Genomic DNA, 22790 nt, shown 5'->3' with positions numbered 1-22790 from the left:
AGCTATTTAAAGCAGCAGTCCTGCATAGGACTGCTGAGCCAAGGTAAGTTGGCGCCTCTGCACATTGAAGCGCCTTCCTTTTATCCTTGGCCCGATTATGACGCGGTATTGCATGAAAATACATGTATAATCGGACTCTGCTAATTAATCAGCGCTTCCCTGGGATGGATGGGGCGAAAGGTTGTGGGTGGACCTTCGCTCGTTCACCGGGGACATAAGGTATCTCCGCCATCTTCGACGGGGTTATATAAGGTTTCCTTGCTTTCAGGCACAGCGCCCCAATCCGCTTTTACGAGCATATCAATAGACAGTCATAACCTTTAGGCCCATTCATCCTGTTTGGGCTGTTCGCGGTCCATATTTCCATCCTTGAACCCAGACGCAGCCTTAGCCACGGCTGTCATGCCGCAGCCATGCCGCAGGCAGAGCCTTGTCTGGAGGACACAGCCCTGGGCTGCAGGCCCTTTTTCTCTCCTCCTTCCTGTGGTATGATAAACCTGTATATTTTCTGAAAGAAGGTTTTACGATGGAATCCACGGAAAAGGCGGAAGAGAAACGGCCGAAGGCGAAGAAACTTCATATTGAGTTTCTCCGGGCCCTGTGCATATGGCTTGTCATGTTTACCCATACATCCACCGCCGGCTTCTCCCTGTACATTGCCCGGCCGGCGTCCCTGTTTTATCCGCTCTATCTGGCGGTACCGTTCTGGGTGAAGACGGCAGTGCCCATTTTCTTTATGATTTCCGGTGCGCTCCTTCTGGGGAGGGAAGAGCCGATTTCCCGGATATGGAAGAAACGGATCTGGCGGTTCCTGCAGGTTATCTTTATTTTTTCTCTTATTAACTATGTATGGTTTTACCACAACCTGCCTCTGTCCCTGCCGGGCCACATCGCCAAATTTTTCATCATGCTGTATACGTCGGACCTGGCTACGGCATATTATTTCCTATATATATACATTTCCTTCCTTCTTATGCTGCCTATCTGGCGTAAACTGGTGAAGGCCATGGGGGAGGAACTGTATCTTTACCTGATAGGTCTGAATCTATTCTTTGTAGGATGTATACCGGTTATCTCCTTCCTCATTTTCAAGGGGAGCGCAGAAATGAATTATTTCCTGAATCCACTCCTGGCCGTGAGTGAGCCTACTTTTTATTTTCTCATGGGGTACTGGATCGAAAATGTGCTGCCCATGAGCTGGATCACAAAAAAGAACCTGATAAAGCTGGGGCTCCTTGCACTCCTTGGCACGGCTGTTGCCGGCGGTATGACCTGGTACCACGGCGTGGTGGCCGGGGGCTTGACCGAGGCTATTTCGGAACGGTTTTATGACTGCTTCCTGTTCCTCAATACATCCTTCGTCTTCTGCACCTGCCGCTGGTGGTTCTCACGCCACAAAGTTTCGGAAGGCGTAAGGAAAGCGCTCATATTCCTGGGCAGCATGTCCTTCGGTGTCATGCTCTTTGAAGAAATCACCAGGAATCTGACCCATATTATTTATACCCATGTACTCCTGAAGTATCTCTATCGGATTCCTTTCATCGATGCGGTTATCTGGATCTCTATCGCTTACTGCCTCGGCATCGTCATTACCTGGCTCTTGAAAAGGATACCGTACTTTGACAGGCTCATATAATTGGGAAGGGCCACAGGCCATAGCCTTTTTTCAGTCATTTTCCGGGCATTTCCCTGATACCCTCGACCTCGGTCTCGTCCTGCCCATATAAATGGTCATGTTCCTTTTCCTTTCGAATGGAGAAATTTCCTATCTTCCCCCCTTGCATGGGGGCTTTCTTTTTGATACAATGAAAAAGATTGAGTACACATGTCTGCGGATTCTGTATCTGTGCCCTAAGGGGTGTATGCAGGAGACGAAACAGGCAGAGGTTATTAACAGGAGGTTTTTATTATGTCAGTAGTATCCATGAAACAGTTGTTAGAAGCAGGCGTTCATTTTGGTCACCAGACCCGTCGCTGGAACCCGAAAATGGCTCGCTTCATTTTCACCGAACGGAATGGCATCTACATCATCGACCTGCAGAAGACTGTAAAGAAGGTTGATGAAGCTTATGCATTCATCCGTGACGTAGCTGCCAAAGGCGAACCGATTCTCTTCGTAGGCACCAAGAAACAGGCCCAGAATTCCGTGAAGGAAGAAGCTACCCGCTGCAACCAGTTCTATGTCAATGAACGTTGGCTCGGCGGCATGCTCACCAACTTCCGTACCATCCAGACCCGTATCAATCGTCTGAAGGAACTGGAAAAGATGTTTGAAGAAGGCACCACCGACCAGTATCCGAAGAAGGAAGTTATCCTTATGAAGAGAGAACTGGAAAAGCTGGAAAAGAACCTGGGCGGCATCAAAGATATGAAGAAACTGCCGGGCGCACTGTTCATTATCGATTCCAAGAAAGAAGAAATCGCTGTTTCCGAAGCTCACAAGCTCCACATCCCCGTTGTTGCTACCGTTGATACCAACTGCGATCCGGATGTTATTGATTTCCCGATTCCTGCAAACGATGACGCTATCCGCGCTGTAAGACTGCTCACCAGCAAGATGGCTGATGCTGTCCTCGAAGGCCGTCAGGGCCAGCAGGAAGCTGAAGCTGCTGCTGCTGAAGAAGCTGCTGCTGAAGGCGAAGAAGCTCCGGCTGAAGAAGCTCAGGAAGAAGCAAAGGAATAATCATGCAAGGGTTCCCGCCGGATTTTCCGGTGGGGAAGCCCTTATGTTTTTTGGACAAACACCCTGTTTTATGATGGAGGTCATAAGATGAAAATTACAGCTAGCATGGTAAAAGATCTGCGTACCAAGACCGGCGCCGGCATGATGGACTGCAAAAAAGCCCTCGTTGAAGCTGACGGCGATATGGAAAAGGCTGTGGACATTCTCCGTGAAAAGGGACTGTCCCAGGCTGCAAAGAAGGCAAGCCGCGTAGCTGCTGAAGGTGCTGTCGTTTCCGCCATTTCCGCTGATGGCAAGACCGGCGCTCTCGTAGAAGTTAACTGCGAAACCGACTTCGTTGGCAGCAATGACGATTTCAAGGCACTGGCTTCTTCCATTGCCAACCAGATTCTTGCAACCAACCCGGCTGATGTGGAAGCTCTGCTTGCTTCCGACATGAACGGCAAATCCGTAAAAGATACGGTTACCGAAGCAGTTGCCAAGATTGGTGAAAATATTTCCGTCCGCCGCTTCGTTCGTTACGAAAGTGCAGAAGGCAAGGTTTACAGCTATATCCATGGCGGCGGCAAAATCGGCGTTCTCGTTGAAATGAAAGGCGCAGATGATGAACTGGGCAAGGACATCGCCATGCAGGTAGCTGCAGCTAATCCTTCTTACCTGGACCGCACCCAGGTTCCCCAGGCTGAAATCGACCATGAAAAAGAAGTTCTTGCTGTGGAAGCAAGAAATGAAGGCAAGCCGGAAAAAATCATTGAAAAGATGGTTATCGGCCGCATTAATAAGTTCTACAAGGAAGTATGCCTTGTAGATCAGGAATTCATTAAGGATGGAGATCTCACCATTTCCAAACTCCTGAAGTCCAAGAATGCGGAAGTTCTCCGGTTCACCCGCTACCAGCTCGGTGAAGGCATCGAAAAGAAACAGGATGACCTGGCCGCAGAAGTTGCTAAACAGCTGAATCAGTAATTTACATATAAGAGGACACTTTTTAGTGTTCTCTTATTTTGTAAATGGGAGATAATTACTATATAATAGATGTGGATTATGATCAGGTCATTTTTCTTTGTGGGGGTGTACAATGGCAGCTGAAACAAAACATTATAAAAGAGTCATGTTAAAATTATCCGGTGAAGCGCTGGCCAATGATAAGGGCTTCGGTATTGATCCGGAAGTGGTATACCGTCTTGCCCGGGAAATCAAGGAAGCCTGCGAGTCCGGCGTGGAAATTGCTGTAGTCGTTGGCGGCGGCAACATCTGGCGGGGCCTGAAGGGCAGCCAGGGAGGCATGGACCGTGCTTCTGCCGATTACATGGGCATGCTCGCTACGGTTATCAATTCCGTGGCTCTCCAGGATGCACTGGAGAAACTGGGCGTTTCCACCCGTGTACAGACGGCTATCGAAATGCGTCAGATTGCGGAACCCTATATCCGCCGCCGTGCTATCCGTCATCTGGAAAAGGGTCGGGTTGTGATTTTCGGCGCCGGCACAGGGAATCCTTACTTCACCACCGACACCACCGCCGCTCTCCGCAGCGCGGAAATCGAAGCGGATGTGATGCTCATGGCAAAGAAACAGACCGATGGTGTCTACGATGCGGATCCTAAATTCCATCCGGAAGCGAAAATGTTTACCCATCTGACCTACAACGATGTGCTGCAGAAACAGCTGGCTGTCATGGATAATACGGCCATTACGCTCTGCATGAATAATAATATTCCTATTGTCGTTTTCAATATCGACGTTCCCGGCAATATTGTGAAAGCCTGCAAGGGTGAAACCCTGGGCACTTTAATTGAAAGGAAATAATCATGTACGAAGATGAACTGAAAACACTGTCCGAAAAAATGGACAAGTCCATTAACGCCCTGAGAAATGAATTTACCTCCATCCGCACGGGCCAGGCCAATGCCAGTCTCCTGGACCGGGTATTTGTAGAATATTACGGCACCCGTACCCCGGTGACCCAGGTAGCATCGGTTACCGTACCGGAAGCAAGGATGCTCGTCGTCCAGCCCTGGGATAAATCACTGCTGAAGGATATCGAAAAAGCGATTCTCCAGTCTGATCTGGGCCTGGTACCTATGAACGATGGCAATCTTATCCGTATGGCCATTCCCCAGCTCACCGAAGAACGGCGTAAAGACCTGGTTAAGATTGTGAATAAAAAGTCCGAAGAAGCAAAGGTGGCTGTCCGCAATATCCGCCGCGATGGCAATGTATTCCTGAAGAAGGAAGAAAAGAACAGCGACGTGTCCAAGGATATCATCAAGGATACGGAAGACAAAATACAGAAGCTGACGGATAAGAAAATTAAAGAAGTGGAAGCAGTAACAGACAAGAAGATTAAGGAAATCATGTCTGTATAACAACTGAAGGCCGAGAGGCCCTCGCGAAAACGCGCCGATTGGTTCCATGATTCCGATTGGCGCGTTTTCACTCGCCATTGGATAACAGGAAAGAGGCCATGGTCCTGTGACAGGGCTGTGATCTCCGGCGGGGAGTCATGGTATATGTATGCCGGAGTTATTCTGTCCCGGGTATGGAGCTCCCTGGAGAGCGGAGCACCAAAGCCGCGGGATGGATCTGCCCCGGAAAAGTGGAATTTGCGATGCCGTGGCTTCAGGCCTGTGAATTGGATCCTAAGGATTGTGTGCTGTCATCCCTGGCGCCTGCTATTCTTCTTATGGTTATAGGGGTATGTAAATCTGAGAAATCTGCATTTCGTGGGACGCCTATCCCTGGCCTCAGTCCGGTGAGGGGACTGTAATCTTAATTCAAATCTCAAATCTATTCCTTAAGGAGTCATTCATGTCAGATAAAAAATCTTTTCCCGAACATGTAGCTATCATCCTCGATGGCAATGGCCGGTGGGCCCGGCAGCGGGGACGGAAAAGAACCTTCGGACACCAGGAAGGGGCGGCCAATGTGAAAACCATTGTCCGGGCTGCCGGACATATGGGAATCAAAGTTCTCACACTCTATGCCTTTTCTACCGAAAACTGGAAACGCCCGTCCCTGGAAGTCCGTTTCCTCATGAAACTTTTTAAAAATTATCTTATCAGCCAGCTCCGTGAGCTGGTGGCAGATAATGTACAGGTCCATATTGTTGGAGATGTGTCTGTCCTTTCTGAAGGGCTCCGAAAAGAAATCGCAGCCTGTGAAAGGGATACCGCCGCCAATGATGGGATGGTACTGAATGTGGCCATTAATTACGGCGGCCGTATGGAACTGGTTCACAGTATGAAAAAAATAGCGGAAGAAGTGAAGGCGGGCAGGCTGGATCCGGCGGACATTACGGAAGATACCATTACGTCCCATCTCTATCCTTCCGATGCGAAGGATGTGGACCTTCTCATCCGTACCGGTGGGGAATCCAGGATTTCCAATTTTCTCATCTGGCAGATCTCTTACAGTGAACTCTATCTCACTCCGGTCCTGTGGCCGGACTTTACGGTGGAGGAGCTCCAAAAAGCAGTGGACTGGTTCACCGGGAGAGACCGCCGTTTTGGCGGCCTCACAGAAAAGGATCATTAAGGAGGATGTATGAAAGTTCGCGTAATTACAGCGGTAATCGGAATTATCGCTGTCCTGGCTCTCGTGTGGCTGGGAGGATGGTTTCTGACCGGAGCTGTAGCCATTGTGTCCCTCATTGCTCTTTGGGAATATGGGCGGATGCTGGGCCATATTTCCATTCATATTTATAAGAAACCGGCTGCCTTGGCACTTCTGGTCATGATTTTTGCTTCCGGCTTCTACTCCATTAAGACATTTATTGCAGCATTTCTCCTGGCCTTCTGCCTCCTGCTCTTCCTGATTCTTGCCATCAAAAAGGAAGAAATGACGAATCTGATTTACACGGCTTTCGGCGTCGTCTATTTTGGCGTGGGCTTCGGCACCCTGTCCCTGCTTCGGGGGAGCCATGAACTGCTTCCCCTGGCTGCGGTGAATGTGGATCCCGGCATATTTCTGATTCTCTTTTCTCTTGTCACCACCTGGGCCAGCGATTCCTTCGCCTATCTGGCAGGACGGAGCTTCGGAAAGCACAAGATGGCTCCCCATATCAGCCCCAATAAGACCGTAGAAGGCCTTATCGGCGGTGCCATCGGCTGCGTGGTGCTGGGAATGGTTCTCTCGGTCGTATTTAAATACAATCTTGTCCATGGTTTCTTCCTTTCCCTCATTGCTGCTGTCATGGCGCCGGTGGGAGACCTCTTTGAATCCTATGTTAAACGGGCCTGCGATATCAAGGATTCCGGAAATATCCTGCCCGGCCACGGCGGTATGATGGACCGTTTCGACAGTCTTCTCTTCGTGGCTCCATCCCTGGCGGCAGTACTGGCGCTTTTGAGATAACAGAGAGGCAGAACCTCATTTGAAGGGCTGGGTATATCTGTTATACGCACAGCGCCACCGGAAGGGGATAACTTTTCCAGTGACGCCAGTCGTATTTCCAACAAAGGAGATTTTATGAAAGAAATAGCAGTTCTTGGAAGTACAGGATCCATCGGCACCCAGACTCTGGATGTTATCCGGTGCCATCCGGATCTGTTTCATGCCCAGGTTATAGCGGCAAACCGCAGTATAGAGAAACTGCGGGCCCAGGCGGAAGAATTCCATCCCAAGGCCATTGTGATCAGTGATGAAGAGGCGGGGAAAGCTTTTCGTGCCTCCTATGACGGTCCCGCAGAAGTCATCACGGGGAAAGAAGGCCTCTGCCAGGCAGCCCGGCGGGAGGATGTGGATCTGGTCCTCGTTTCCGTTGTCGGTACAGCAGGGCTTCTGCCTACGCTGAAGGCTATTGAGGCGGGAAAGGAACTGGCCCTGGCCAATAAGGAAACCCTTGTGGCCGGTGGAAGCCTTGTACTGGAAGCAGCCAGAAAACATCACGTTCTCATCCGCCCTGTGGACAGTGAACACAGTGCCATATTCCAATCAATGCTGGGACAGGACAGAAAGGGAATCCATAAGATCCTTCTGACCGCTTCCGGCGGCCCATTCCGGGGAAAATCCAGGGAAGAACTGGCAAAGGTGACTGTGGCGGACGCCATGAAGCATCCTACATGGAATATGGGCATGAAGGTTACCCTGGATTCTGCTACCATGTTCAATAAAGGCCTCGAAGTGATTGAAGCCCACTGGCTTTTTGGCGTTGGTTATGATGATATTGAAGTTATCGTACAGCCCCAGAGTCTGATCCATTCCATGGTGGAATACAATGACGGCTCCATTATTGCCCAGCTCGGCAATCCGGACATGCGTCTTCCCATCCAGTTTGCTCTCACCTATCCCCAGCGCCTGCCTTCGCCATCCCATGAGTTCGTAGACTGGAGCCGGATTGCGTCCATCCTCATAGAGAAACCGGATCTTCATGTATTCCGTTCCCTGAAGATGGCTTATGAGGCAGGCAAAGCAGGGGGCGATGAGACAGCTGCTTTTAATGCGTCCAACGAAGAAGCCATTCGTGCTTTCATAGCCGGCAGACTGTCCTTCCTTTCTATCTTCGATGTGGTGGAAGAGGTACTGGATAAGTGGCAGGCTTCTGCTATCCATTCCTATGAAGACGTGATGGAGGGGGACAGGAAAGCCCGGATAATGGCGGATGATGCTATTCGGAGGTTTTCTTTATGATTCTTTCCATAGTGGCTCCCATTTTTGTGTTTGCGGTGATCGTCCTTATCCATGAGGGAGGCCATTTCATTACGGCCAAGCTGACAGGCATGAAGGTGGAAGAATTTTCTGTAGGTTTTGGACCGAAACTGGGATCCATCCGGAGGGGGGAGACCCTGTATTCTCTTCGCATTATCCCGTTGGGGGGATTCAACCGGATCCTGGGGATGGATGCTTCAGAATCCGATGACCCCCGGGCCTTTTCCCATCGTCCCATATGGGCCAGGCTTCTTGTGATTTCCGCCGGTTCTATTTTTAATGTGTTTCTTGCTATTGGCATTTTCTGGGGAGCTTTCATGATTTCCGGCTATCAGACATTTCCTGATGAGCCCGTGGTTGGATCTGTTCTGAAAGGGACGTCCGCAGAAAAAGAGGGGATTGCTCCCGGAGACCGGATTCTTTCGGTAGATGGAAAAGCGGTAGGAACCTGGACGGATATCGGAAAAACTACGAGTTCCCTGGATAAGCGGATTATCCCTGTCACCATTAACCGTGGGGGACAGGAAAAGACAGTAACCATCCTTCTCCAGAACAGTGAAGACGGACGGCCTATTATAGGGATTTCCCCGAAACTGGAAACCCATAAGGCCGGATTTTTCCAGGCTTTTACCATGAGTCTTGAAAGATGCGGCTACCTCCTCAAGATGATGGTGGCAGGGCTTTACCAGATGGTTTCCGGTCATGAAGCAGATGTGGCCGGTCCCATAGGGGTTGCCCGCATGAGCGCCCAGGTGGCGGATACGGGTATTCTGCCCCTGTTTCTTTTCATTGCACTTCTCAGCCTGAATCTGGGATTTCTGAATCTTCTTCCTATTCCTCTTCTGGATGGGGGCGTGCTGGTGATGACTATTATTGAGGGCATTCGGGGGAAAGAACTGCCGGAAAAAGCGCTGTTTTACATCCAGGCCGTAGGAGTCAGCATCCTTTTGGGCCTCTTTGTCTTTGCCATGTGCAATGATATCAGCGGATTGATGAAATAAAAGGGGCCCGGTCCGGCGATGTTTATCACAACTCTCAGCTCCATTCAGCCGGATGGGAATATCCGGATACCCATGGCAGCAGTTCAGCAGCTTATTATCTTCCCCAAACCAACGGAAATAGCATATAATAATAAATACCATGTAATAAAACTCATTGATTGAATCAGGTGACACTATGGATAAAACGAGACAGGTCAATGTGGGCGGCGTTGCTATCGGCGGAGGCGCCCCTGTAGCCATACAGTCCATGAGCACGTTCAGCCCGGTGGACACGGAATACGCAGCAGCCCAGATTAATGCCCTTCACAAGGCGGGGGCTGACATCGTTCGGGTGGCGGTGCCGGATAAGAGGGCAGCAGAAGCCCTGGGAGATCTCAGGCGGCTGGTGGATGTGCCGCTGGTGGCGGACATTCATTTTGATTACCGTCTGGCCCTGACAGCCATGGATTCCGGTATTGATGCCCTTCGCATCAATCCGGGAAACATCGGTAAAAGGGAAAATGTGGTGAAGGTGGTGGAAAAGGCAAAAGAAAAGCATATCCCCATCCGCATTGGCATTAATGCCGGTTCCCTTCCCGTAGAAATTCTGGACCGCTATGGCGGCCATCCTACGGCGGAGGGCATGGTAGAAGGAGCCATGAGCCATGTGAAAATCCTGGAAGAAGAGGGATTTTATGATATCGTGATATCTGTGAAATCAACCGATGTTCCCATGATGGTGAAGGCAAACCGCCTGCTCCATGAAAAGGTCAATTACCCTCTTCATTTGGGCGTTACAGAAGCGGGAACCCTGTATCGGGGTACCATTAAATCCGCCATCGGCATTGGATCCCTGCTTTTGGACGGCATTGGTGATACAATAAGAGTATCTTTGACCGACGATCCCCTGAAAGAGGTGAAGGCGGCCAAAGAAATCCTGAGTTCCGTAGGTATCGCCCAGTACGGCCCGGTCCTTGTTTCCTGTCCCACCTGCGGCAGGACCCAGGTAGACCTCATTGACATGGCCAGGGAAGTGGAAGAAAAGATACAGAAGTTCAAGAAACCGATTCGGGTAGCCGTCATGGGCTGCGCCGTGAACGGACCCGGGGAAGCCCGGGAAGCGGATTTCGGTATCGCCGGCGGCAAAGGCAGCGGTCTTCTTTTCCGAAAGGGAAAAGTGATCCGCAGCGTACCGGAAGCGGAACTGATTGATGCACTCATGGAAGAAATTGAAAAATTTGAGAATGAAGGAGAAACGTTATAATGTTAGCATCCAGATTGTACAGCCCGACCCTTAGAGAATTACCTTCCGACGCGGTGGTAATGAGCCATAAATACATGCTGAAGGCAGGCATGATGAGAAAAATTGCCAATGGCACCTACGCTTACCTGCCTCTGGCATTCCGCTCTATCCAGAAAGTAGAAAAAATCATTCGGGAGGAAATCAATAAGACCGGTGCCCAGGAAATCCTGATGCCCATTGTGCAGCCTGCGGAAATCTGGCAGAAAACCGGCCGCTGGGCTGTGTACGGAGAAGAAATGTTCAAGCTGAAGGACCGCCATGGCAGGGATTACTGCCTTGCTCCGACCCATGAAGAACTGGTGACCACCCTGATTTCCATGGATACCACATCCTACAAGCAGCTTCCGGTTTCCGTATACCAGATCCAGAATAAATACAGAGATGAAAAGCGGCCCCGTTTCGGCCTCATGAGAAGCCGCGAATTCATTATGAAAGATGGCTATACCTTTGATGCTGACCAGGAAGGCCTCGATAAACAGTACAAGCTCATGTATGATGCCTACACCCGCATCTTTACCCGCTGCGGACTGAACTTCCGCCCCGTCATCGCTGACTCCGGTGCCATCGGCGGCAATGCTTCCCATGAATTCGAAGTCCTTGCGGACTCCGGCGAAGCGGATATCGTATACTGCAAACACTGCGATTTTGCGGCTAACATTGAAGCGGTAGAACCGAATACCATTCCCTGCGGCATTAAAAATGATAAGGAAAAGGAAATCGTAGAAACACCAGGACAGCATACCATTGAAATGGTCTGCAATTTCCTCCATGCGCCCATTAAACAGTCCGTGAAGGCGGTCGTCTATAAACTGGATGACAAGGTGGTTCTGGCCATGGTCCGCGGCGACCATGAAGTGAATGAAGTCCGGCTCCAGAATATTTATGGCGCCATTAATGTAGGTATGGCTTCCGACGAAGATCTGGAACGGGTAGGTCTTACTGCCGGCTACATCAGCCCGATCGGCCTGAAACGGACAAAGGATTTCGATATCATCTGCGATGCTACGGTCATGGAAATGCAGGATGCCTGCTGCGGAGCCAATGAAAAGGATAAACATTATATCCATGTAAACCCGAAGAGAGACTTTGGAGATGTTCGGGTAGATACCATCCGTCAGATCGATGCCAACGACGTATGCCCGGAATGCGGCGGCGAAATTGTCCTGACCAAGGGTATCGAAGTAGGCCAGGTTTTCAAGCTGGGCACCAAGTACAGTGAAAAACTGGGAGCTACCTATCTCGACAGCAATGGTAAATCCCATCCTATGGTCATGGGCTGCTACGGTATCGGCGTCACAAGAACCGTAGCTGCATCCATTGAACAGAATCACGACGACGATGGTATTATCTGGCCGGTGGCCATTGCACCCTATGAAGTTGTTATCGTACCTGCCAACAACAAGAGCGAAGAAGTCATGGGGGCTGCAAAGAAACTCTATGATGAAATGGAAGACAAGGCCGATGAAGTAGTGCTGGATGACCGGAACGAACGGGCAGGCATTAAATTCAAGGATGCTGACCTCATTGGCTATCCTGTCCGTGTTACGATCGGCAAGAAATGGCAGCAGACAGGAAACGTAGAAATCCGCCTCCGCCGCACTGGCGAAGTCATCGAAGTGCCGCTGGAAGAATGCCATGATAAGGTCATGGAAATTCTGAAGGGTCTCCACGAAAAGAATCTGTAAGAAAAAGGGCGGCGGCCTGCGGTCAGAGCCCTGTCCGTTGGATACTGCCCCGGGCCGCAGGCCCTATCATTTTCTTCAGGAGGTACCCCATGGAAGACAAAGAACTGGAAGTCCTGCGGGATTCGATCCGCAATATCGATAAGGATATGGCTGCCCTTTTTGAAAAGCGGCTGGCCCTGTCCCGGTCCGTTGCCCAGAGAAAGCTGAAGGCAGAGATCCCTATTTTTGATGGCGAACGGGAAAAGAAAAATATCGAAGCCCTGTCTTCTCTCATAGAGGAGACCACTCTCCGTCCTGATTTCATCCGCTGGTACCGGATGCTGATGGACATCAGTAAAAAAGTACAGAAGGAATTGATTGAAGGGACGAAAAAATGACAGAAGAACTGCGCGGCACCGTCAGAAAAATTATATTTTCCAGCGATGATGGCAGGTTCTGTGTATTTCTATTTGAAAATAAGGAAACCGGGAAGATTTCCACTGCCGCTTACAGGGGCAGTGCACCCTACAGCGGCCAAAGTCTTCTCCTTCGGGGATGCTGGAATCGGCATCCCCGTTTTGGCATGCAGTTCAAGTGCGACACCATTGAAAATGTAAAACCGGATGGAGCAGAGGAAATAAAACAGTTTCTTGGATCCGGACTCATTGATGGCATTGGACCCTCCATGGCAGAAAGGATTGTGGACCATTTCGGCAAAAAGACGCTGGATATTTTTGAACATAATATTGATGCCCTTACGGAGGTATCAGGAATCGGCAGGAAAACCCTGGAGAAAATCAAAACGTCCTATGAGGAAATTGCCGGACAGCAGGAAATGATTCTTTTCCTCCAGTCTTTGGGAATTCCGGACCACTTTGCTCTGGATATCCGAAAATTTTATGGCGAAGATGCGGAGGACGTCCTTCTCCATGATCCCTACCGCATGGTTTCTGAAATTTCGGGTCTTAGCTTCCGGCAGGTGGACCGCATGGCCCTGGCCAAGGGGATGGATCCCCAGGATGGAAACCGCATTACAGAGGGCATAGAGTATATGCTGTCACTGGCCCTGGGACAGGGGCATGCCTGCGTACCGGAAAAATCAGTGTACCGCAATGCGGCCCTCGTGCTGGGGGTACCGGAGGACATTGTAAAAAAAGCGGGAGAAGAAGCAGTGGACTCCGGGTTTATTCCCTCCCTTACAGCAGGGGAGGAACGGTATCTCTACATCCCCGCCCTCTATGAAGCGGAGACCGGATCTGCCCTTCAGGTCAAAAGTTTGATGAAGGCCAGGAAACTGGGGAGTCCCAAGCTGGCAGTAGAGAAGTTTGAACGGGAAAATGGGATTACCATGGCTGACGAGCAGAAAGAAGCAGTGGAAAAGGCTATGGAGTCGGGGCTTCTCATTATTACCGGCGGTCCCGGCACCGGCAAGACCACGATTGTCCGAGCCATCATTACCGCCGCCCTCCAGTACCAGCTCAAAGTGCGCCTTATGGCTCCCACCGGCAGGGCGGCAAAGCGGCTTTCCCTGTCCAGCGGCGTAGAGGCGGATACCATTCACAAAGCGCTGGAAGCGGAAATGCAGGATGGAGGCAGCACTTTCTTTAACAAGAACGAATCCGACCAGCTCAATGAAGACCTTATCATTGTGGATGAAGCCTCTATGATGGATATTTCCCTGTTTTATCACCTGCTGAGTGCCCTGAAACCGTCAGCCCGCCTTATTCTTGTGGGAGATGTGGACCAGCTGCCCCCTGTGGGTCCCGGTTCCCCGCTTCGAGATCTTATGAACTGGGGCGAAGTACCGGTGGTGCGTCTTCTCCACATTTTCCGGCAGGAAGAGGGGAGCGGCATCATAGAAAATGCTGCCCGCATCCGGGAGGGGATTCCCTGTGTGTCTGACGGGGCCGGTGATTTCTCCATCTACTATGCAGAATCGGAGTCCGATGCTTTTCAAAGAGTCATGGATCTCTGCGAAGCCTTCGACTATGGCAGTGAAAAGGCGAAAATGTCCATGCAGGTTCTGTCACCCATGTACAAAGGCCTCTGTGGCGTGGATCACCTGAACCATGCTATTCAGGAACAGGTCCATGGACAGTCCATCCCTGAAGGCCCTGTCCGCTTTATGGTGGGCGACAAAGTGATGCAGAAGAAGAACGACTATGAAAAGGGAATTTACAATGGGGACCTGGGGATTGTGTGGGCAGTTGAAAAAAATAAAGTCTTCGTCCGGTTTGACGGAAAAGAAGTTTCCTTTGAAGGCGAGGAACGGGGAAGCCTCCAGCTTGCCTATGCCACCACTGTCCATAAAAGCCAGGGCAGCGAATACGATACGGTGATTCTTGTCCTCCTGCCTACCCAGAATATTATGCTCCGGCGGAACCTTCTCTATACCGGTATTACCAGGGCCAGGAAAAGGACCATCCTTATTTCCACAGAAGAAGCCATTGAAAGAGCCGTTACCCAGGGAGATATCAAAAATCGGTATACCCTCTTCCTGCCCCTCCTCAAAGGAGAAGCGGGGAAGTAAAGCTCATGTATCCTGTGGATAGGACCCCGGATTTTTATGGGCGGCCATTCATGTACAAAACCGGCGGCCGGAAGGACCATATGCAGTCTGCTGATTAGCCATTGAAAGGAGCTTCCCATGGGACTTTTCGAAGACCTCATCGACATCATCTATCCTTCCACCTGTCCGGGCTGCGGGAAAGTCATGGATTCCGGCGGCCTGTGGTGCGAAGACTGCCTGAAAACCATCTGGGATCCCCGGCTCATCAACTCATCCAACACGGGCCACCTCAAAGGCTGTTACACCCTTTGCCGTTACGAAGGCTCCCTTCGGGACTGCATCATCGGCCTTAAATATAACAACCGGAAAGAAAAAAAGCGGGCATTTCCTCCGCTGTTGGACCGTTTTCCCTATTGGCAGCGCCTGGGCTCTTTTGATATGGTCATTCCTGTGCCCCTGTCAAGACAGAAAATGGGAAAAAGGGGATATAACCAGGTGGACCTGATGTTTGAAGAATGGATGGAAAGGCACCACAAAGATTATGTAAAAAATGGCCTCGTCCGCATTCGCAGTGCCGAGACCCAGTCCCTCCTGTCCCGGACAGAACGGTTCGAAAACATCAAAGGCCTTTTCCATATCCAAAAAGGTCTTTCCGTCAAAGGAAAAACAATTCTTATCGTTGATGATGTCTATACCACCGGTGCCACCATGGAATCCTGTGCCCATGAACTCATGCGGGCAGGCGCCGGAAAAGTCATGGGTCTCACCATAGCCAGCGGGGCAACCTGATATTTCTAAACATTGTAATTAATCAACGCTTTCTTAACACTTCCTCCTTAAGGCAGAATTGCACCTCTGTTTATGAAAGTGGATTTATTAATTATGCAGAGTGAGAAAATGGAATAGATTCTTCGTTTGAAAAATAAGTAACCCAATCAAAATTGATTATCCATCCATTTAGACTATCTACCACTGCCAATAATACAGAATTTCCATGGCAATGAGTCATACCGGAGAATGATATTGGGATTAACCGTTACAATATATAATATTTTTCTTTAAAATTGAATCTGTTACTGGTTTACTTCTTCTGACTTGAAGCAAAAATTTTTGACTCGTGGTACAATAAAACCAAATACTTTCGATTTTTATATGCTTTCGAAATGAGGGATTGCTATGAATACATGGAAAAAAGCGGGGCTCGCAGCGGCAGCCCTGGCAGCTGCAGTGGTTATGCCGGCAGAGGCGGCGGAGGTTTCCCAAAGTGCTGTTCTCTCCGGTACAGTGACATCGGTGGTGGCAGTGAATACACCGGTGAAGGAGGGAGAAGTACTGGCAACTGTGGATTCCCTGGTAGGTCCTGTGCCCGCTGCCCGTGCTGACTCCGACGGCGTGGTGACGAAGGTTCTTGTTGTAAAGGGCCAGAAGATTACAAAACAGGATGCTGTAGCAGTTATTGAAACGAAATAAGGAGTTTTGATGTTTGCAATTTCTAAGGGTAAACTGAAAAAGTTTGTGCTGTCCCTGTGTCTGGCGGCGGGCTGTCTTTCTCCTGTCATGGCTGCCCAGGAATTTCTTCCTGTTTCTGAAGTACAGGAAGGGATGCACGGCTACGCGAAGACCGTGGTTCATGGTACGAAAATCGATACTTTCAATGTGGATGTGCTGGGGATCATGAAGCATAAGGGGGCTACTGGTGGGGACCTGGTCCTGGTCAAAGTGTCCGGCCCTCTTATTGATGAGACCAATGGTATCGCCCAGGGAATGAGCGGCAGTCCGGTCTATATTAATAACAAGCTTCTGGGAGCCATTGCCTATGGTTTTCCCCAGTCCAACGGACGTATAGGCATGGTGACGCCCATTTCCGATATGCTTCGGCTCTGGACCATTGACAGCAGTAAACAGGGAGTGGAAGACAGGGGAGCAGGAAATGATCTAATCCCTCTTTCCACACCTCTCATGGCTTCCGGCTATACACCGGCGGGGATGGAATTTCTGGCTGATAAAATGAAAGATTTCCATATGGTGCCCTATGCGGCGGCTTCCAATGGTACTGACGAAACGCCCCGGCCCCTGGAAGCCGGCGGCTCCGTTTCTGCCACCCTGGTAACGGGGGATCTGAAGCTGGGTGCCATTGGTACAGTGACTTACGTGGATGGGGACCATATGGTGGCTTTCGGCCATCCATTTATGGACAAAGGAAGCAGCAGCTATTTCATGCACAATTCCTATATTTTCACCGTCGTTCCCAGCCATAATATTCCCTTTAAACTGGGAAGCGTGGGAGCGGAAATCGGGGAAGTGAACGAAGATCGGAGCACCGGCATCAGTGGTCTTTCCGGAAAAATACCGGAATCGGTGCGCCTCCATTCGACCGTTACCGATGAAGATACGGGCCATGTGGGGAGCCTCAGCGTTCGGATGATCCGGAATGAACAGATGCTGCCCATGCTGTCCGTCACTTCTGTATACAACAATATGAGCAATGTCCTGGACCGCAGCGGAAAGGGAACGGTATCCTTTTCCTATACCCTTTTCCCGGAAGATATGAAGAAGAAACCGTTTACCAGGACAAACATGTACTGGTCATCCAAAGACATAGCAGAACGTAGTGTGGATGAGATGTACAATGTCATTCGCATCCTGGAACAGAACCGTTTCGAGCCTTATACACTCCGGAATATCTCAGTGGACATGAAGGTGACGGGAGAGAGGAAGACTGCCCAGCTGCTCGATGCGGCTGCTTCTCCTACGGTCGTGAGCCCGGGAGATACGATTTACGTTCGGGCAAGGCTTGCTCCCTATCGGGGAGAGGTTTTCTACAAAGACATTGCTTTCACGGTGCCAAAGGACCAGCCCTATGGGGATATGATTCTTGAAGTCCGGGGAGGCGGCGTGGTGCCTCTTCCTTACCTGATTCAGCAGCAGAAATTCAATCTTACCGATGAAATTCTCCAGCGCCTTCGGACGTACAAAGACTTCGATGATCTCTTCGACAAGCTGGAAAAGGAAGATAAGAATAACCAGGTGGTTGTGGAAATCCTGGATCCCAACGTCAGCATGATTGCCAAGGACGAGGATAGTGGGACCAAGGCGGAAATCCAGGATAAACGGCCCTCCAATTCTCCGGATTATCTGAAAGATAAGAGCAAGAGTGAAAAGGCCGGCGATAAAGAGGAAGATACGCCTAAGAGCAGCGTAGATACGGATTATGTAGTTTATGGGGATGGTCAATTTACTTTCAAGGTCATGGCTCCCGCAGACAGGGACCGGGCGCTGAAGAAACTGGCAAAAACCAATAAGCAGCTCATGGCAGAAATGAAGAACGAAGGGAAAGAGTCCATTTCCGGCGGCCAGGACAAGAAAGGCGATGGCACCGACAAAAAGGATGGAAGTAAGCCCGATGACAAGAAGGCGTCAGACATAGTGTACAGTTCTTCCTATTTCCCGCTGTGATGAGATGAATTCAAACGGCGAATGGGTCTAAGGGTTGTGGGTGAACATCGCTTCGCTTGTTTACCGGGTTGTGGGCGCTTCGCGCCGGGGGTAGAAGGTGTATTTACCGCCTTCGGCGGCTTTTCAACCGTATGGTCCTCCTTCAACGAGGAAAAGGAGTGGAAGACACAATCTGACCGGGCCAGCGCAGTGTCGCCCGACCCAAACCCCTTACAATCCCATATACCCTATGGGCCAGCAGTTTTGAATCACCGTAACAGCTGCTGATGCCCTCAATCTCCATCTTATATCCAGTTCAGATTTATATATTGGCACATTCATGTGAATCAAATTACACCGAAAGGAGGGAAGGCCATGGAGTTTCTGGAATCTCTGGGAAGGCAGACCCTTTCCATTTTTCACCAGCTGGGAGCGGTCATTCTGCTCTTTTTCCAGGCGGTTAAAGAGATTTCCGCGATCCGGGGCCGGGAGACTTTCCATCAGTGTCTGTCCCTTGGCGTGCTGTCATTTCCCATCGTGGCTCTGACCCTCCTGTTCACAGGCATGGTTCTTTCTGTACAGATTGCGGGAGAACTGACGAAGTACGGTGCCGATTTTACGGTTGGCGGTATTGTGGCTATCGGTATCGGACGGGAATTGGGACCCGTGCTTTGCGGCGTAGTACTGGCCGGTCGCGTAGGGGCTGCTATTACAGCGGAAATCGGGACTATGCGGGTGACAGAGCAGATCGATGCACTTCGCTGCATGGCTGTAAGTCCTGTAGGATATCTCGTGGTGCCCCGGCTGGTGGCCTGCATGTGCATGCTGCCCATTCTTGATGTATTCGGCGTTACCATCGGCGTAGGCGGCGGTATGATTGTGGCCTCCCTTTCCCATGGCGTTTCTTCCTATGTCTTTCTCCATTCCATTCATACATTCTGTGTGCCTTCGGATCTCTACATCGGCGTGTTCAAGTCCGTCATATTCGGTATGATCGTTGCCCTTGTGGGCTGTGACCGAGGCATGACCTGCACTGCCGGTGCTGAAGGTGTCGGCAAAGCTACCACCCAGTCTGTGGTGTACTCCATTATCATGCTTTTTGCCGCAAATTATCTTTTGTCGTCCATTCTTTTCTGAGGAGTCCTATGATAGATATCAGGCATGTGTACCAGACATTCGGTACGAGACGGATACTGAATGACGTGAGTCTCACTGTACGGGACGGAGAGACCATGGTTATTCTGGGAGCTTCGGGCAGCGGGAAATCCACGCTGCTGAAACTTATTATCGGACTCCTGCGGCCCACGTCCGGGGAGGTCATGGTGGACGGAAAGGACATGGCCAGGCTTTCGGAGAAAGAACTCAATGAAGAAAGACGGCACATGGGATTTGTATTTCAGTATTCGGCTCTTTTTGATTCCATGAATGTGAAGGAAAATGTGGCCTTTGGGCTCAGGATGCATACGAAACTGCCGGAGAAGGAAATTGACCGGATTGTGAAAGAAAAACTTCATCTTGTAGGGCTCGATGGCATAGAAAATCTCATGCCCGCCAATCTGTCCGGGGGCATGAAGAAACGGGTGAGCCTGGCCAGGGCTATCGCCCTGGAGCCCCGCATTATTCTCTATGATGAGCCAACGGCGGGGCTGGATCCTATTCGATCCACTGATATCAGCCTCCTTATTAAACATACCCAGAAAGTGATGCATGCCACCAGCGTGGTGGTGACCCATGACCTCCGATCAGCGGACATGATTGCGGATCGAATGGCATTTCTCTATAAAGGCTCTTTTCTGGCCATAGGACGGCCGGAAGACTTATATCGTTCCACAGATCCCCGGGTGCGGCAGTTCATGGAAGGAGAACCGTCAGATCCAGATTTCCTGAAAGAAGGTGATGCTCTTTGAAATGGTCAACAGAAGCTAAGGTAGGGGCTTTTTCCCTTCTGGGAATTATCGTCTTTGCCGCCATTATTATTGAACTCAGCAATGTGGTGCTCTTTGGGAAAAGCGGATTCCACGTGACCGGCTATTTCAAAGAGGCCGAAGGCATTGAACCGGGCAACCCCATCCATTATGCCGGCGTAGAAGTGGGGATGGTGGATAAAATTTCCGTGGAAAATGGGGAAGCCGTACTGAACCTCCGCTTCTACAAAGATGCAAAGGTGCCAAAGGATGCGGATTTCTCCATCCAGACATCCAGCGTCATGGGCGGCCGATTTGTCAAAGCTGCCGGCGGCCACCAGGACAGGGGATACCTTTCCGATGGCATGACGGTGCAGGGCAAGGCGGCACCGGGTATCGACCAGGCCATGGATAAGATGGACAAACTGATCAATTCCGCCCAGACCATGCTGGACGGTATCAATACGGTGGTAGCGGATCCAGCATCCCAGAAAAATGTGAAGAACAGCATCAGCAACTTCGATGCCGTATCCCAGAACCTGGCCATTCTTACATCCCAGGGAATCCAGATAGCCAATGAAATCGAGGGGATCACGTCCCAGATCAATTCCATGCTGTACCAGTTAAATGGCGATGGCAAGGCCACCAGTGATGCCCGTCAGATTATGGATAACCTCGTTGTGGCCTCCCAGAACGCAAAGGATATCTCCAGCAATGCAAAACAGATTTCCGGAAAAATTAACGGAATAATGACTGGGAATCATGATTTTGGTGTATCTGTTTCGGGGGAATTGTTATATAATACTAAGAAGGATGAATTCTCACCAAATCTGTTTCTTCGCGTCGGCAAAGACCGGTTCGGGATTCTGGGGATTGAATCCCTTACCAATGACCCTGTATATGATGCCCTGTTTGGTAGGATGAGAGGGAATTACGGCGTCTATGCAGGAATCATGCGGAACAAGCTTGGCGGTGGCGTAAGCTATGAAGAAAACAGATGGAAGTTTAATGCAGACCTCTTCAATCCGGATGACCTGACCATGCGGATTCGCGGGAGTTACGCTCTGGATGACAACTTCTTTATCACGGGCCAGTCCATTTTCCCACATAGCCGCAGGGGCGGTGGAGAATACATTGGTCTGGGATACAACTATTAATAAGACATCTGTCTTAGAAGGGATGAAATTTATGAATAAATATACCTACCGTATTTTGGCAGCAACTGTTGTAATGGCGCTTTCTTTAGGGGTGGGCGCTGAAGCGAAGGGCTCCGTCACAAGAACAACCACGGATCCTTCCATCACAGAAAAGGCACTGGCTGCCCAGATGAACCAGGTAAGTAAAGATAAAACCGTCAATTTCAATAACATGTTGATCCAGAAGAACCTGGCTGATTCTTTGGGAAATGTGGCAGCACCGGAAGCATCGAACCTGGATATCGACCTTCGGGGCGCTGTGACTACGGCCATCAAGAATAACCGGGACATTACCATTGCTGACCTCCAGCGGAAAGAAGCGGAAGCAGATGTAAGTGCGGCAGCTGCAAATAAAAACCCACAGCTCTCTGATACCTGGGCTGCCACAAGAACAAAAACAGCTTCTACCAGTGCGGTAAATTCCTACACCAATGGCTTGAGTGTAACCTGGCCGGTGTGGTCTTTCGGTAAACTGGAAGGCGCAATTGATAGTGCCCGGTATTCCAAAAATATTGCAGATGTCAATTACTATATGACCGAAGCAGACACAAAGCTGTCTGCGGTCAAAGCTTACTATACCTGGCTGGAAGACATTAAACTGGCCCAGGTGCAGGATGAATCGGTAGCCGACTATGCCAGCCACCTGAATAACGTACAGCAGCAGTTCGATGCAGGCATCGTGGCCAAGCTCGATGTGCTGACCTCTAATGTATCCCTGGCCAATGCCAAACAGGCAAGCATTGCAGCCCACAACGCAAGGGATGTGGCAGAAGCAAACCTGAATAACATCATGCGGATTCCAATGAATACGAAGCTGAACCCTTTGGATAAGGATTTCCCGGAACCGGACTTCGATATCACCATGGACCAGGCTATCCTCATGGCCCAGAAATACCGGTGGGAACTGATTAAGGCGGACTATAATGTACGGATTGCCAACGAATCTCTTCGCATTGCCAAGGCTGGGTACTACCCCACGATTTCCGTCGGTGGCGGATATAATTGGAACGATACGGATTTCCCCGGCTTTGAACATAAAGGCTGGAATGCTCGAGGCGGCCTTTCCTGGAGCCTTTGGGACGGTGGTGCAACGGATGCCTCTGTAAAGAAGGCAAAGGAAGCTATTAAAGTAGCGCAGGAATCTCTCCTGAAAGCTCGGGAATCGGTGGAACTGGAAGTCCGCCAGGATTACCTGAATATCCTTTCCTATAAAGAACAGATTCGTGCCACTGAAGCAGCAGTAGCAGAAGCAGAAGAAGCCTACAAGATTGCTACGGTCCGTTACCAGAGCGGCGTGGGCATCAACCTGGATGTACTGGATGCAGAACTGCAGCTCAATACAGCCCGTACTAACTACATCACTGCCCTCTATAATTACAACATCGGTCTTGCTACCCTGGAACATGCCATGGGCATTCCTGCAGTAATTCATCCGGAATTTGCAAAGGCTGGGAAGTAATAAAGCTTTT

Annotated in this window: 20 protein-coding genes; all 20 read left to right on the top strand. The window is 50.3% G+C overall.

What is annotated here, in order from left to right:
- The first annotated feature begins 526 nt into the window (after positions 1-526).
- Positions 527-1636, top strand: a complete 1110-nt coding sequence (locus tag QZR21_RS00705; protein ID WP_296096008.1) for an acyltransferase — start codon at positions 527-529, stop codon at positions 1634-1636.
- Between the two features lie 273 nt (positions 1637-1909).
- The gene (rpsB, locus tag QZR21_RS00700; RefSeq protein WP_296096011.1) at positions 1910-2683 is read left to right on the top strand and encodes a 30S ribosomal protein S2; all 774 of its coding nucleotides are present in this window, start codon (positions 1910-1912) and stop codon (positions 2681-2683) included.
- Positions 2684-2770: 87 nt separating this feature from the next.
- Positions 2771-3649 (top strand): translation elongation factor Ts, encoded by an 879-nt coding sequence (gene tsf, locus QZR21_RS00695; protein WP_296096013.1) that lies wholly within the window; start codon positions 2771-2773, stop codon positions 3647-3649.
- A 112-nt stretch (positions 3650-3761) separates the two neighbouring features.
- Complete coding sequence (pyrH, locus tag QZR21_RS00690; protein ID WP_296096015.1) at positions 3762-4490, top strand: UMP kinase; 729 nt, start codon at positions 3762-3764, stop codon at positions 4488-4490.
- A gap of 2 nt (positions 4491-4492) precedes the next feature.
- Positions 4493-5050 (top strand): ribosome recycling factor, encoded by a 558-nt coding sequence (gene frr / locus QZR21_RS00685; RefSeq protein WP_296096017.1) that lies wholly within the window; start codon positions 4493-4495, stop codon positions 5048-5050.
- 442 nt (positions 5051-5492) lie between these two features.
- Complete coding sequence (locus QZR21_RS00680; protein ID WP_296973209.1) at positions 5493-6218, top strand: isoprenyl transferase; 726 nt, start codon at positions 5493-5495, stop codon at positions 6216-6218.
- Positions 6219-6227: 9 nt separating this feature from the next.
- Positions 6228-7037, top strand: coding sequence for a phosphatidate cytidylyltransferase (locus QZR21_RS00675; protein WP_296096024.1), 810 nt, complete (start codon positions 6228-6230; stop codon positions 7035-7037).
- 114 nt (positions 7038-7151) lie between these two features.
- A complete protein-coding gene (locus QZR21_RS00670; protein ID WP_296096026.1) occupies positions 7152-8312 on the top strand; it encodes a 1-deoxy-D-xylulose-5-phosphate reductoisomerase in 1161 nt (386 codons plus the stop codon).
- Positions 8309-9331 carry an RIP metalloprotease RseP gene (rseP, locus tag QZR21_RS00665; RefSeq protein WP_296096029.1) on the top strand — a complete coding sequence of 341 codons (1023 nt, stop codon included), beginning with the start codon at positions 8309-8311 and terminating at the stop codon, positions 9329-9331. The genes QZR21_RS00670 and rseP overlap by 4 nt, the downstream gene beginning before the upstream one ends.
- A 175-nt stretch (positions 9332-9506) precedes the next feature.
- A complete protein-coding gene (gene ispG, locus QZR21_RS00660; RefSeq protein ID WP_296096032.1) occupies positions 9507-10574 on the top strand; it encodes a flavodoxin-dependent (E)-4-hydroxy-3-methylbut-2-enyl-diphosphate synthase in 1068 nt (355 codons plus the stop codon).
- On the top strand, positions 10574-12298 hold the full coding sequence (locus QZR21_RS00655; protein ID WP_296973204.1) for a proline--tRNA ligase: 1725 nt from the start codon (positions 10574-10576) through the stop codon (positions 12296-12298). Before ispG ends, QZR21_RS00655 begins: the two co-directional genes overlap by 1 nt.
- A gap of 89 nt (positions 12299-12387) precedes the next feature.
- Complete coding sequence (locus QZR21_RS00650; protein WP_296096038.1) at positions 12388-12675, top strand: chorismate mutase; 288 nt, start codon at positions 12388-12390, stop codon at positions 12673-12675.
- A complete protein-coding gene (locus QZR21_RS00645; protein ID WP_296096040.1) occupies positions 12672-14807 on the top strand; it encodes an ATP-dependent RecD-like DNA helicase in 2136 nt (711 codons plus the stop codon). The genes QZR21_RS00650 and QZR21_RS00645 overlap by 4 nt, the downstream gene beginning before the upstream one ends.
- A gap of 117 nt (positions 14808-14924) precedes the next feature.
- Complete coding sequence (locus QZR21_RS00640) at positions 14925-15575, top strand: ComF family protein (protein WP_296096043.1); 651 nt, start codon at positions 14925-14927, stop codon at positions 15573-15575.
- Between the two features lie 387 nt (positions 15576-15962).
- Positions 15963-16256 (top strand): hypothetical protein, encoded by a 294-nt coding sequence (locus QZR21_RS00635; protein ID WP_296096046.1) that lies wholly within the window; start codon positions 15963-15965, stop codon positions 16254-16256.
- Positions 16257-16265: 9 nt separating this feature from the next.
- The gene (locus QZR21_RS00630) at positions 16266-18242 is read left to right on the top strand and encodes a SpoIVB peptidase S55 domain-containing protein (RefSeq protein WP_296096049.1); all 1977 of its coding nucleotides are present in this window, start codon (positions 16266-16268) and stop codon (positions 18240-18242) included.
- A 354-nt stretch (positions 18243-18596) separates the two neighbouring features.
- Entirely contained in the window at positions 18597-19358 is a 762-nt protein-coding gene (locus QZR21_RS00625) for an ABC transporter permease (RefSeq protein WP_296096051.1), read from the top strand.
- 8 nt (positions 19359-19366) lie between these two features.
- On the top strand, positions 19367-20128 hold the full coding sequence (locus tag QZR21_RS00620; protein WP_296096052.1) for an ABC transporter ATP-binding protein: 762 nt from the start codon (positions 19367-19369) through the stop codon (positions 20126-20128).
- Positions 20125-21282, top strand: coding sequence for an MlaD family protein (locus QZR21_RS00615; protein ID WP_296096055.1), 1158 nt, complete (start codon positions 20125-20127; stop codon positions 21280-21282). The genes QZR21_RS00620 and QZR21_RS00615 overlap by 4 nt, the downstream gene beginning before the upstream one ends.
- A 31-nt stretch (positions 21283-21313) precedes the next feature.
- Entirely contained in the window at positions 21314-22780 is a 1467-nt protein-coding gene (locus QZR21_RS00610; protein ID WP_296096058.1) for a TolC family protein, read from the top strand.
- Positions 22781-22790 lie beyond the last annotated feature (10 nt).

The sequence above is a fragment of the uncultured Dialister sp. genome, assembly GCF_900541605.1.
Lineage (GTDB): Bacteria > Bacillota > Negativicutes > Veillonellales > Dialisteraceae > Dialister.
The sequence above is the reverse complement of the archived record's forward strand: the minus strand, read 5'-3'. Positions and strand labels throughout refer to the sequence as shown.